This window comes from Fusicatenibacter sp. (genome assembly GCF_050872605.1).
Classification (GTDB): domain Bacteria; phylum Bacillota; class Clostridia; order Lachnospirales; family Lachnospiraceae; genus Fusicatenibacter.
In genome coordinates, this window is the sequence record NZ_JBNMHD010000002.1 from 17,084 (window position 1) to 29,903 (window position 12,820).

Consider the following 12,820-nt stretch of genomic DNA (forward strand, 5'->3'; position numbering starts at 1 on the left):
CGCCAGATCTTCTGTTAAAAAGTATACCTCTTTTCCCGCCCCCGCGCAACCTTAAAACCGCATCCTTTTTCTAACATTTTTCTAAAAATTCAGAAAACGCGCCCGAACCCATCCTTTCCGGTTCGAACGCGTTTTTTTCATCGTTTACTGCTGTGCATAATATGCTTCAATTACCTGTCTTGCAATCGGTACAGCGACTTCACTCGAATATCCGCCGTTTTCTGCCACAACAGCAATGACAATATCAGGATCATCCGCATTGGAGAATCCGACAAACCAGGAATGCGGTGTCTCTCCGTCGCTTCCGTGTTCTGCGGTTCCTGTTTTACCGGCGATATTGTACGGCAGATCCGAAAGTGAAACTGCAGTTCCGCTCTGGACAACGCCTTTCATCAGCTCTGTCAGCGTATTGGCTTCGCTCTCGGACATTACCGTGCCAAGAGACTCTTTGTAAAAGGTTTTGACTGCCTGTCCGTCCGCAGACACAATGTTGTCCACATAACGCGGTTTGATCATTTCTCCGTCATTTGCAACCGCGGAGGCGATCAGTGCCATCTCCATCGGTGTTACCAGCGTATCGCCCTGGCCAATGGAGGTCTGCATCACAAGCGCATCCGCCGTTGTCGAATCAAGGTCGAAAGAGCTTTTGCTGGTCGGAAGCTCCAGATCCAGGCGGCTGTTCAGATACAGGGAATCCGCCAGCGAGCGGAAGGCATCTTTATCCAGCCCAAGGCCAATCTGTGCAAAGGCCGAGTTGCACGAATGCGCAAACGCACCTGCAAAATCTTCCGGTCCATGCACTTCACCGCCGGAGCAGTGAATCGTATAGTTTCCTGCTGTCAGCTCACCGTCACAGTCGAACGAAAAACCGTCCAGTGTTCCGTTCTGACGGAGATACGCAAGCGAAGTAACAATCTTGAACGTAGATCCCGGCGGATATCTTCCCTGCAGACCGCGGTTCAGAAACACGCCGCTCTCATCGTCTGCGTTCAGTGCCTCCCAGTCCTCATTAATCGTATTGGGATCAAAAACCGGATTGCTCACATTGGCAAGTACACGGCCCGTTTTTGCCTCCAGCACAACAACTGCACCGCGGTATCCGTCCAGTGCATCGGCCGCGGCCTGCTGGAGTGTTGTATTCAGCGTTGTATAGAGACTGTCTCCCGGGTTCTTCGCATCGCTGAATTCATTCTTTACCTGCTTTAACTTACTTGTATGGGACTCCATCAGCATATAGTTGTAGGAAGATTCGAGGCCGCTGTTTCCTTTTCCCGTGTAGCCAACCACCTGCGCAAACAGGCTGCCGAACGGATACGTTCTTACCTCATCCCCGTTTTCATCTGTCGTCGTCTTTGCCAGTTCCTGGCCGTCCGCAGAATAGATTGTTCCGCGGACCACGCGCTCTGCATAGTTATTCTGTCTCGTATTGTAAGAACTATTCAGAAATTCTTCTTTCCGCACGACATTAAAGTAAACAAGATACGCGATCAACCCAAGAAACATAGCCACGAACAGGAACGAAACGATCAGATACGGCCCTGCGCCGTTGTTTGTCGCCTTACCAGTGGAGGCTGTTCTCGGTCTGCTCTTCGATCCGCCGTTCGAATTCATCCGGCTGCTCGCGGTACTTCTGGCGGGTTCCCTGTCCGTCGTTCCGGCTGCCGCTCTTCTTTCGTCTTTCGGTCTCTTCGTCCGGGCGTCGTTTTTTCTTGGCGCCTGGGTCGTTTTTCTGCTGGTTTCGTTTCTTCTTGTTTCGTCTTTTCTCAAGCTCCTCACCTTCGTCTTCCCTTAAGATGTACAATCCCTGAATGATCGACAGCATCAGCACCGTGGAGAACATGGAGCTTCCTCCATAGCTGACCAGCGGCAGCGTGATACCTGTCATAGGAATAAATTTAATGGTTCCTCCGATGGTGAGGAACACCTGTGTCGCATATTCCGTTCCAAGACCCATGGCAATCAGTTTGTAGAACCGTTTGCTCATCTTCATGGAAATATTGATAATCAGAAGGAATGTGGACATGCACAGCAGAATCAGGCAGATTCCGAAGATAATGCCCATCTCCTCACAGATCGCACAGAAAATAAAGTCTTTCGTTGCAACCGGGATAATGTCAGGCCGTCCCTCGAAAAGACCGGTTCCGAACCATCCGCCGGAGCACATGCCGAAGAGGCCCTGTGCTAACTGGCTGCTGATATCCCAGTTTCCGATCGGATCCTGCCAGAGAGCCACACGATTCCGCACATGGGAAAACAGGAAGTACGCCACAACGCAGGCAGCGCTCATTCCCGCAAGTCCAAGAAGCGGATATCTGGCTTTTCTCGTCGCCACATAGATTACAACCACGTACGCCATAAAGAAGACGAACGCAGTTCCAAGGTCGGTGGATGCAACAAGGATCAGCACATGAACTGCCGCAATGACCGTTGCTTTCACAACGTTTCCAAAGGAATTATCCTCGCGCAGCATGCCTGCCATAAAGAACACGAGTGTGATCTTGGCAATCTCGGAGAGCTGGAACGTAATGCCGTGGATTTCGATCGACAGCTTCGCACCGCCGGAAGTAAAGCCAAGCACCATAACGACGGAAAGCATGGCAATTCCGAGCACAGCGTAAATCCAGGTCAGATTTTTCAGGAACTTGCCCTTTCGGACAATGACCGGAATGATGAAGCAGAGCAGTGTGGATGCCGCCAGAATTTTGTACTGGGACATCGCCTTTGACACGCTCAGTCTCGTCAGAATAATCATGCTGATCGAGAGCAGCATACACATGTTGTTTACCAGGATCATCGATGCTTTCCGGTAAATCAGGCGGTACAGGATCTGTACGCCCAGGATATACGCCATCGTGAGCAGAAACATCTGAATCGTTGATACTTCGCCCTCCTGCAGGAACATCACGAAGAAACAGATGAAATTCATCAGAATGATCATGATGATCTGCCGCATCAGAATGTAATGGCGCTCATCCTCATCCCGCTCTTTGAGTGCAGCAAACGACTGCACGGTAAAACAGATCATGAGGAAGGTAATCACATATTTTGATAACTGAACAATGGTATTTTCCATAAATTCCCCTTATTTTTTCTCACCGTTTACTCTACTTTCCGGTGGAAATGGCCTTTGGTATATTCCTGTCCGGCCGGAACTGCGATTCCTTTACAGTACGTTCCAGCAAACGCAGCGGCGATTTCTTTTGTCTCCTCCAGTGTCTCGATGGTAAAATTCAGCCGCACCGCAGCCGGATGCATGGACCGGATCTCATCGGCTTCTTTTACCAGGCCGAGCGGAAGGCTGTTGTAGATCACACTGTAGCACGAGGTGCAGTAACTCTTCACCGGGAAGTATTTTCCCATCCGGTCTTTTAAGCGTACCAGAGAATAACTGTGATTGCAGCCGTTCAGGTTCTTCTGGACACACTGGGCGGAAACCATCATCGGAAGGTAGCCGTAGACCACCATTTCGCTGTTCGTATTGTCACGTTTTCCGATTTCCCGCTCGTTCAGCTCATACGGAACGGTATCACGCTGCACGCCCTGCTCCTGCCAGAATGCCTGCGCACGGCTGTTGTACGTGTAAACGCTGTAATCGAGCCGGATATCCTTTTCCATTCCCATCTCTTTCAAAAACGAAAAGCTTTCGAGATTGCGGATCAGGAAACCGCCAAGACCGATCTCCTTCAGACAGCGGAACGTGTCGCGGTATTCCTTCAGATCGCCTTCACGCACAACGTGCGGCAGCATCAGATAAACCTGTTTTCCCAGTTCTTTCGCCTGCAGGATGCCTTTTTCCGCCTGCTCTTCGAAGATTTCCCGTTTGAAGCATCCCATGCCGACGTAGATCGTCGTGATCTCCGGAATCTCGAGCAGCGCATTCCACTGGGCTCTCGTCTCGGCAGATGCGGTCAGCTCCATTTTCTTTTCTGCTCTGCTCTCCTGGTCCGGTTTTCCAGATGCTTTTGCTTCCTGTTCCGGCTTTTCCGCTGCTTTTCTGCGGTATGGCTCTGTCATCTCTTTCACCAGCTGGTCCGAAACGCCTCTCCGCAGCTCGTTTAACGTCTGCATCGGCACGAAACAGTTGTCATCCATACAGACATCGAGTTCTTTGAAATAGAATGGTGTCTCGCCTGTCTTTTCCAGCTGTGTTTTTACGCGTTCCTCGGTCAGCGGCTGCTTCTTTGCCGGTTCTACCATGCCCGCCTCTGCTGTTACGCTGTATTTTCCGCTTTCTGCACTTAAGAACGCCGGCTGGCCCGGATACAGGGTCAGAAAGCCGGAAATCGGCTCTTTTGCCTCTGTCTCGATATAATCTCTCTGGATCTCATAAAAGAGCTGCTCATTTCTGCGCTGTTTCTTTTTATTTTCCTGCTCTTTTTCGTTCTTCAGCGCCATCATATCGCGTCCGTTTCTTATGGTATAATAGCTTTTGTTGAAACCGTCACGGTTATACAGCTCATACAGCTTTTTCATGTCCTCCGGCAGAACGCGGAAACGGGACGGCTTTTTCTCGTACAGATCGAGGTATTTGCGGTAAATGCTGACAACGCCCGCTGTATACTCCGGCTTTTTCATTCTGCCTTCGATTTTGAGGGACATAATCCCGGATTTTACAATCTCCGGCAGCAGTTCTACCGTACACATATCCTTCGGGCTTAACGGATAGCGGTCGCCCGGCTCCCCCATGCGGTGGTTGTCTTTATCGTACGCTTCGTACGGCAGACGGCACGGCTGCGCGCATCTTCCGCGGTTTCCGCTTCTTCCGCCGATCAGGCTGGAAAAAAGGCACTGTCCCGAATAGCAGTAGCAGAGCGCCCCATGGACGAAGCATTCAATTTCAAGGTTGGTCGTCCGGTGGATTTTCTGGATCTCCGCAAACGAAAGCTCACGGGCCGGTACCACACGCGTTGCGCCAAGGCTCTCCAGGAAACGCGCTCCCGCAGATCCTGTCACTGTCATCTGTGTGCTCGCATGAATGTCGAGATCCGGGAACCAGGAGCGGACCGCCTTTAAAACGCCCATATCCTGGACAATCACGGCATCCAGTCCCTGCTCATAGTACGGACGCAGATACGGATACAGTTTCTCTTCCAGTTCCTCCTCTTTTAAGAGGGTGTTGACCGTCAGATACAGTTTCCGTTTCCGCAGATGGACGTAATCGATGGCTGAGAGAATCTCCTGCTCATCCAGATTTTTTGCATACGCTCTTGCGCCGAATGCGGCTCCGCCGAGATAGACGGCATCCGCACCGGCGGAAACCGCTGCTTTTAACGCTTCCATCGAACCGGCTGGTGCTAATAATTCTGTCTTCATCTTTATCTCCTAAAAACGGGCGATTACCTGTTCCGCAATCCCCCGTTTTTCCTTCTTTTACGCTTTTAATAAATCTTCCAGATCCTTATTTGCCTTATCAAGCTGCCGCTGCAGTTCTTCCATCTCGCCGCGTACATGTTCCAGCTCGATTCGTTTCTCTTCCAGCTCTTTTTTCAGATCGCCGGCCTGGATTTCCGCTGCGATCAGATCGTGCTTCATATCGTAGGTTTCCCGGTCTTTGGCTTCCATATCCTCTTCGAGGGTATCTACCTGGCTTTTTGCTTTGAAATAGTCGTCTGCAATGTTCAGTGCAAGCAGTGTGTGCTTCGTATCCACCGACAGGCGGTTGTATCCGGCTGACTGGGAAAGTTCGCTGATCTTCTGATTCAGATAAGCAGCTACTTTCTGCAGATATTCCGGGCTCTCATAGCCTCCCAGTGTGATAATTTTTCCATCTATTAAAACCTGTGTTGTATTTTTTACAGCCATTCTTTTGCTTTTCCTCCACTGAATTTAACCGGACCAAACTCCCGGCTAATATAACCTATCATATACCGAAAAAGGAAGAAAAACAACCTTTTTCTGCAAAAAGCGACAGAAAATGAAAGATTCAGGGCTTTTACTCTTCGATCTTACGCGGTGCCTCCAGCCCCAGGTGGTGCCAGGCAAATTCCGTTGCCACTCTTCCACGCGGAGTGCGGTTGATAAATCCGGATTTGATCAGGAACGGCTCGTAGACATCCTCGATGGTGCCGGCATCTTCTCCAATCGATGCTGCCAGGGTATCGAGTCCCACCGGACCGCCCTGGAACTTTTCCATAATGGTGGTAAGAAGCAGACGGTCAGTCTGATCCAGTCCGTAACGGTCTACTTCCAGCAGATCGAGGGCAAATGATGCGACCTCTTTTGTGATTCTTCCATCGTATTTCACCTGGGCAAAGTCGCGGACACGCTTTAAAATCCGGTTTGCCAGACGCGGTGTTCCCCTGGAACGGCGCGCCATCTCAAGCGCTCCCTGTGGATCCACCTCCACATTCAGTACTTTTGAGGAGTGCAGGATAATGTTGGCCAATTCTTCCTCCGTGTAAAACTCCAGATGGTGGATGACACCGAACCGGTCGCGGAGCGGAGCAGTCAAAAGGCCTGCCCGCGTTGTTGCTCCGACCAGCGTAAACTTCGGCAGATCCAGGCGGATCGAGCGCGCCGAAGAGCCTTTTCCGATCATGATATCAATCGCAAAATCCTCCATCGCCGGGTAAAGAACCTCCTCGACCTGGCGGTTCAGGCGGTGGATCTCATCAACAAACAGGACGTCGCCCTCCTGCAGATTGTTGAGGATCGCTGCCATCTCACCCGGTTTTTCGATCGCCGGGCCGCTCGTTACCTTCATATGGGTTCCCATCTCATTTGCAATGATGCCCGCCAGCGTTGTTTTTCCAAGTCCCGGAGGACCGTAAAACAGCACATGATCGAGAACATCACCTCGCTGTTTTGCTGCTTCAATATATACTTTCAGGTTCTTTTTCGTCTTTTCCTGTCCGATGTAATCGTCCAGGTGCTGGGGACGGAGCGAACCTTCGATTTTCACGTCCTCCTCGAGAACGTCAGTTGTGATAATTCTTCTTTCCATCGTTTTAAGGTTTCCTTCTTCCACAATTTAGGACCATCTGCTAAAACATATGCTTCAATGCCGCTTTCAGCACAGCCTCGCTGTCCATGCCTTCGGTGATTTCGACTTTCTTTACTGCCTGCAGTGCTTCCGTTCCGGAGTAGCCAAGCGCATTCAGCGCCTGTACCGCATCCTGGAAAGTATCCGGTTCGCCTGCCTGCCGTACCGCCGCAGCCGCCTGATTTCCTGCCAGCTTCTGCTCGAACGCTTCCTGCAGGTCGAATTTGTCTTTTAATTCCAGAATCAGCTTCTGCGCGGTCTTCTTTCCGATGCCCGGTGTTTTGGCAATCGCCTGGACATCCTCCGAGAGGACGGCAAAGCGCAGATTGTCTGCCGTAAGCGTGGACAGCACCGCAAGCGCCGCTTTTGGTCCGATGCCGCTTACGCCGATCAGCATACGGTATATTTCAAGATCTTCGCGGGACAGAAAGCCGAACAGGGAAATTCCGTCTTCCCGCACACTCATATGGGTATATATCTTTAACTCTTCTCCCTCCCGGATGCCTGCGTCGAACATACTCGCTGGAATATTCAGCTCATAGCCGATTTCATGGCTTTCGAGAATCATTTTTCCTTCCGAAAGAGAATCTACGGTTCCTTTGATAAATGCAATCATGTTTTTCCTCCAAAGCGCCGTTTTCTTTTTTTGAAAGCGAACGCACATTCTATTATAGCAGAACTTTTCTCATCACGCAACGATTAGTCGCTGTCTTTCTTGCATGTCAGATTTTTTCGTCTTATAATATCTTTAGATCCAAAAAAAGTTTTTCAAAGGAGACAAAAAACCTTATGCAGATCATAGATTCTACCCCCGCTGCTCTCTCTGCCGCTCTTCAGATGTATCTGAGAAACGGCGATGTCTTTTTCGATATTGAGACGACCGGCCTTTCCTGGCGTACCTCGCATCTCTATCTGATTGGTGCGCTGTTCTTTGACCCGGCCGCGGATACTTTCACACTGCGCCAGTGGTTTCTTGATCGACCGACCGAAGAAAAAGAGATGCTTGTCTCTTTTTTCACGTTTCTTTCCGACGTGAAGCGGCTGGTGCATTTTAATGGAACGACATTTGATCTTCCTTACCTCACACACAAAGCACTGTTTTATCAGATGGAAGATCCGCTTTCGTCAATCGCATCCCTGGATCTTTACCAGGTACTCCGCCCGTTTCAGTCAATCCTGGGACTTTCTTCAATGAAACAGAAAAATGTGGAACAGTATCTCTCATTCCCACGGAAGGATCAGCTTGACGGAAAGCAGTTGATTTCTGTTTACCACGACTATCTCCAGACACTGGATGAAAAGAAGCTGGAACTCCTGTTTCTTCACAATTATGAGGATGTCCTCGGCATGGGTTCTGTTCTGGAACTGCTCGCGCTTCCTGGCCTGTTTCACGGCGATTTTTCTGTCCAGTCGTGTCGTTTTACCGGACAGACACTGGAAGTTTCACTGCAGCCCGAGCGGGAAGTTCCGGTTTTCCTCTCCCGTGTCTGCGCGGATGGTTCTCTTACAGCCTTTGGTTCACGGGTTTCTCTCTCCCTGCAGACGCATACGGCGGAGCTGAAATATTTCTTCCCGGACTATAAGAATTACTATTATCTTCCGCTGGAGGATCAGGCTGTTCACAAGAGCGTTGGCGCGTTTGTCGATCCGGAACACCGTCAGAAAGCAAAGGCTGCCAACTGCTATCAGCGGCGGACCGGTACATTTCTTCCGCAGCAGAAAGAGTTTTTCACCCCGGCCTTCCGCGAGGATTTCAAAAGCCGCCCTTACTATTTTGAGTGGTCCGATGCCTTTCTTTCGCAGGAAGATCTCCTGAAAGAGTATCTCTGCTCCGAGCTTCAGCTCTTTTTCAAAGGCGATAGCAAAACCAGAAAATAAAACAGCCGTACACGTTTTTGCATGCACGGCCGTTTTTCCGGGACTGTCCTTTCCAGGCAGTCCTTTATTTTTTCTCTTCTTTCTCTTCTGCCTTTTTTTCTTCCTTTTTCAGAAAAGCATGATGCGTTCCCTGCAGATGCGGATAGGCGCGCAGATAACGTTTCGTTGTCAGGCGCATCAGCCAGTTGGTCGGAAGCTGCGGTTTTGTCATCTGGTCAAAGCGCTCCAGCAGCTCTTTAAGATCCGGCATCTTATCGCTGCGCACATCAAATCCAAGCGCCGCAAACCGTTCTTTCTGCTCTGCTCCAAATTCGGTCAGACGTTCTTTCTGTTCCGCTCCAAACTCGGCCAGGCGCTCTTTCTGTTCTGCTCCGAACCCGGTCAGGCGTTCCTTCTGCTCTGCTCCGAACTCCATCAGGCGGTTCTTCGACTCGGAAAGCGGATTTCTTCTTCCCTCGGTTTCTTTCCGCTCCTTCTCCAGCTTCTGCATCTGCTCCATTGCCTCAGACAGTGTCTGGCGCTTCTCGGCCAGATATTCTTTCATCTTATCTCTGGAGTACTCTGCACGATACTGCTGTATTTTCGCACTCATCTCCTCGGCAAGCTGGTTAAATCGGGATTTCTGCAGATATTCCAGAAATTCTCCCCACGTTTTCTCCAGACTGCGCATCTTCTGTCCCAGTTGGAATGCTGCGGCTGCGGAAAACCCAAAATCTACCAGATAGCAGACGGTAACAACGGAAACAATGATTTCTCCTGTAGTATCCGAAACAAGATTCACTACTTTCACGGCAATCGGCTGCAGAATATAGAACAGCCCCAGTGTAAAGAATCCCCAGGCAATCGAACTGCTGAGGCAGATCTTTCCCTGAAAATTAAACTTCTGATTGCTGTAGTCCCACCAGTGCGCATGAAAAATGGTCTCCATCAGCACGCCGGTTACATATTCCAGAACCGTCGCTACAATGACACCTCCGAAATACAGTGCCCAGACGTTCGCTTCAAACGGGCGCAGGATCAGGTATACCATAACAGCGCCGGTGCCGTACAGCGTCAGCAGCGGACCATTGACAAAACCGCGGTTGACCAGTTTTTTCTGCCGGATCGATACATAGGAACTCTCCCAGATCCATCCGCAGAAGCTGTACAGCCAGAACCATGCCAGAACGTGGTACAGATCCACACCCAGAATCTTCATCTCCCACATAAACTTTCATCCCCTTTTTCTTTTCCGGTGCCAAAAACAGGATGATAAGAAAATACCGCAGGCAACAGGTTTCCTGTCTGTTCAGGAAACCCGGTTGTCTGCGGCATTCTAATCATCCAACTGCAGCACCTGCAAGTTAAATTATTCTTACTCTTCTACTGGCTCTTCGTTTTCCAGAGCTTTCATACTCAGAGAGATTTTTTTGTCCTCCTCGTTGAAATCAACTACTTTTGCAGTGATTTCCTGTCCGATTTTCAGTGCATCAGACGGTTTCTCAACGTGCTCTCTGGAGATCTGGGAAACATGAAGCAGAGCATCTACGCCCGGCTCAAGCTCAACGAATGCACCAAAGTCAGTCATACGGGCAACACGGCCTTCTACTACGTTGCCTACAGCGTATTTGTCAGCAGCGTTCAGCCACGGATTCTCTTCCGGGAATTTTAAGGAAAGAGCGATCTTGTCGCCGTTGATGTCTTTGATCAGAACTTTTACAGTCTCACCAACTTTGAATACTTTTTTCGGGTTCTCTACGCGGCCCCAGGACATCTCAGAGATGTGAAGCAGTCCGTCAGCTCCGCCCAGATCGATGAATGCGCCGAAATCGGTAACATTCTTAACAGTCCCCTCTACAACATCGCCAACTGCGATGCGTGCGAACAGTTCTTCCTGCAGTTTCTTCTTCTCAGCAACGATGAGCTGTTTGCGGTCACCGATGATGCGTCTTCTTCTCGGGTTGAACTCGGTAATAACGAATTCAATTTCCTGATCTGCATATTTAGACAGATCTTTTTCATATACATCAGATACAAGGCTGGCCGGAATGAATACTCTGGTCTCCTCAACAACTACGGATAATCCTCCGTTCAGTACCTGTGTTACTTTCGCTTTCAGAACTTCATGATTCTCGAATGCTTCCTCGAGTCTCTTGTTGCCTTTTTCAGCAGCAAGTCTCTTGTAAGTAAGAAGGACCTGTCCCTCTCCATCATTTACTTTCAGAACTTTGACTTCCATTTTGTCACCTGGCTGTGCAACGGTGTGAAGATCGATGGAAGAATCGTTGGAATATTCGTTTTTGGTAAGAATACCATCGGCTTTGTATCCGATATTCAGGATAATCTGATCGTCTTTGACATCGATTACAGTACCCTCAACGACTTCTCCGTTTCTGATTGTTTTAAATGATTCATCCAGCATTTGTTCAAAACTCATTTCTGACATTTTTTGAACCTCCTCAATTATTTTATTCGGGGTGGATGCCCCAGCTGTAATACCTACGCGACCAAATGATTGAAAAGGCTTAGATTCCAAATCAACGAGTGTCTCTATAAAGTAAGTATTTTTACATTCTTCTTTACATATCTCATACAGCTTTTGCGTGTTTGAACTATGTCTGCCTCCCACGACAAACATGGCATCAACCTTCCTGGCAATTGCTCTCGCTTCCGTCTGTCTTTCCTCGGTAGCGTTGCAGATAGTCTTTAAAACAGTACTATCATAACTCTTTTTCAAAAAAATTTCAACTAAATCTTTAAATTTGTTGTAATTAAATGTCGTCTGTGCCACAATAGATATTGGTTTTCCATTTTCGGGCACAAAACTTTCCGCCTCTTCGGCGGTATGGATCACGGTAACCGGGCCGCTCGTCCATCCCATGATGCCCTGCACCTCCGGATGATCCGCGCTTCCGATGATGACGACGTGGCGGCCTTTTCTGCCCTCCTCGTCCACAATCCGGTGGATCTTCTTGACAAACGGGCACGTCGCATCTACGATCTTCATGCCGCGCGCTTCAATCTTTTCACAGACATCCCGCGACACGCCATGCGACCGGATCACAACGGTTCCGCCGGAAAGCTTCTCTAGTTCATCCTCCGAATGGATCACCTGCACGCCGCGGTTTTCGAGATCCTCCACAACCTGTTCGTTGTGGATAATCGGCCCGAAGGTGTAGACCGGCTTTTCACCGCTCTCAATTTCACGGTATACCGTATCGACCGCCCGTTTGACGCCGAAGCAGAAGCCTGCACTTTTTGCAACAGTTACTTCCATCTGTTTTTCTTCTCCTCTTTTCTCTGCTGCGTTTACATGCGCTCGCGGGCAAGGCTTAAGATCTTTTCCACAACCTCATCGATCGTCATTTCAGAGCTGTCAACGAGTACGGCGTCTTCTGCCTGTACCAGCGGGGAATGCTCTCTGTGCATGTCCTGATAATCACGCTCATTGATATCTTCCTCGATTTTCGCAAGATCGGCTGTCTGTCCCTTTTCGGTCAGCTCTTTCCAGCGGCGCAGTGCGCGGACATGGGCACTTGCTGTCAGATAGACTTTCAGCGGTGCGTTCGGCAGAACGGCAGTTCCGATATCGCGGCCGTCCATCACAAGATCCGTATTCTCCGCCATCTCCTGCTGCAGCTCCACGAGTTTTTTCCGTACTTCCAGATAGGCGCTTGTCGCGGATGCCATCTTTCCAGCCTCCTCGGTGCGCAGTTTTCCGGTGACATTGACGCCGTTCAAATAAACCTGCTGCTCTCCGTTTTCGTAGGAAATGGAAATTTTCACATCTTTGCAGGCTGCCTCAATTTTTTCCTGCTCTTCCGGTGCAATGCCAAGATCTGAAAAATAGATGCCCATGGCACGGTACATTGCTCCTGTATCAACGTAGACAAACGAAAGCTCCTTTGCCACACGTTTTGCGATTGTACTTTTGCCAGCGCCTGCCGGTCCGTCAATTGCAAGATTAAAACTCATCTTCTC

General features: G+C 49.7%; 10 protein-coding genes. 1 reads left to right on the forward strand and 9 read right to left on the reverse strand.

Features of this window, described 5'->3' with window-relative positions; translation table 11 throughout:
- Positions 1–144: 144 nt before the first annotated feature.
- The 6 genes from ACY2VT_RS00915 to ruvA form a co-directional block, all read right to left on the reverse strand.
- Positions 145–1,611 carry a peptidoglycan D,D-transpeptidase FtsI family protein gene (locus ACY2VT_RS00915; protein WP_461878562.1) on the reverse strand — a complete coding sequence of 489 codons (1,467 nt, stop codon included), beginning with the start codon at positions 1,609–1,611 and terminating at the stop codon, positions 145–147.
- A complete protein-coding gene (locus ACY2VT_RS00920; RefSeq protein WP_022461902.1) occupies positions 1,559–3,073 on the reverse strand; it encodes an FtsW/RodA/SpoVE family cell cycle protein in 1,515 nt (504 codons plus the stop codon). Before ACY2VT_RS00920 ends, ACY2VT_RS00915 begins: the two co-directional genes overlap by 53 nt.
- A 26-nt stretch (positions 3,074–3,099) precedes the next feature.
- The gene (locus ACY2VT_RS00925; RefSeq protein WP_461878563.1) at positions 3,100–5,313 is read right to left on the reverse strand and encodes a U32 family peptidase; all 2,214 of its coding nucleotides are present in this window, start codon (positions 5,311–5,313) and stop codon (positions 3,100–3,102) included.
- Between the two features lie 57 nt (positions 5,314–5,370).
- Complete coding sequence (locus tag ACY2VT_RS00930) at positions 5,371–5,802, reverse strand: cell division protein ZapA (protein ID WP_055226374.1); 432 nt, start codon at positions 5,800–5,802, stop codon at positions 5,371–5,373.
- Between the two features lie 130 nt (positions 5,803–5,932).
- Positions 5,933–6,943: a Holliday junction branch migration DNA helicase RuvB gene (ruvB, locus tag ACY2VT_RS00935; RefSeq protein ID WP_461877652.1), complete on the reverse strand. Its 1,011-nt coding sequence runs from the start codon at positions 6,941–6,943 to the stop codon at positions 5,933–5,935.
- A 40-nt stretch (positions 6,944–6,983) separates the two neighbouring features.
- Positions 6,984–7,598, reverse strand: coding sequence for a Holliday junction branch migration protein RuvA (gene ruvA, locus ACY2VT_RS00940; RefSeq protein ID WP_461878564.1), 615 nt, complete (start codon positions 7,596–7,598; stop codon positions 6,984–6,986).
- A 173-nt stretch (positions 7,599–7,771) separates the two neighbouring features.
- Between ruvA and ACY2VT_RS00945 the strand changes: the two genes are divergently transcribed.
- Positions 7,772–8,860, forward strand: a complete 1,089-nt coding sequence (locus ACY2VT_RS00945) for a ribonuclease H-like domain-containing protein (protein ID WP_461878565.1) — start codon at positions 7,772–7,774, stop codon at positions 8,858–8,860.
- A gap of 64 nt (positions 8,861–8,924) precedes the next feature.
- Here ACY2VT_RS00945 and ACY2VT_RS00950 read toward each other — a convergent pair whose 3' ends face one another.
- The 3 genes from ACY2VT_RS00950 to cmk all read right to left on the reverse strand — a co-directional run bounded on the left by ACY2VT_RS00950 (position 8,925) and on the right by cmk (position 12,814).
- The gene (locus ACY2VT_RS00950; protein WP_461878566.1) at positions 8,925–10,067 is read right to left on the reverse strand and encodes a putative ABC transporter permease; all 1,143 of its coding nucleotides are present in this window, start codon (positions 10,065–10,067) and stop codon (positions 8,925–8,927) included.
- Between the two features lie 147 nt (positions 10,068–10,214).
- Positions 10,215–12,116 (reverse strand): bifunctional 4-hydroxy-3-methylbut-2-enyl diphosphate reductase/30S ribosomal protein S1, encoded by a 1,902-nt coding sequence (locus tag ACY2VT_RS00955; protein WP_461878567.1) that lies wholly within the window; start codon positions 12,114–12,116, stop codon positions 10,215–10,217.
- 32 nt (positions 12,117–12,148) lie between these two features.
- The gene (cmk, locus tag ACY2VT_RS00960; protein ID WP_461877647.1) at positions 12,149–12,814 is read right to left on the reverse strand and encodes a (d)CMP kinase; all 666 of its coding nucleotides are present in this window, start codon (positions 12,812–12,814) and stop codon (positions 12,149–12,151) included.
- Between the last annotated feature and the right edge of the window lie 6 nt (positions 12,815–12,820).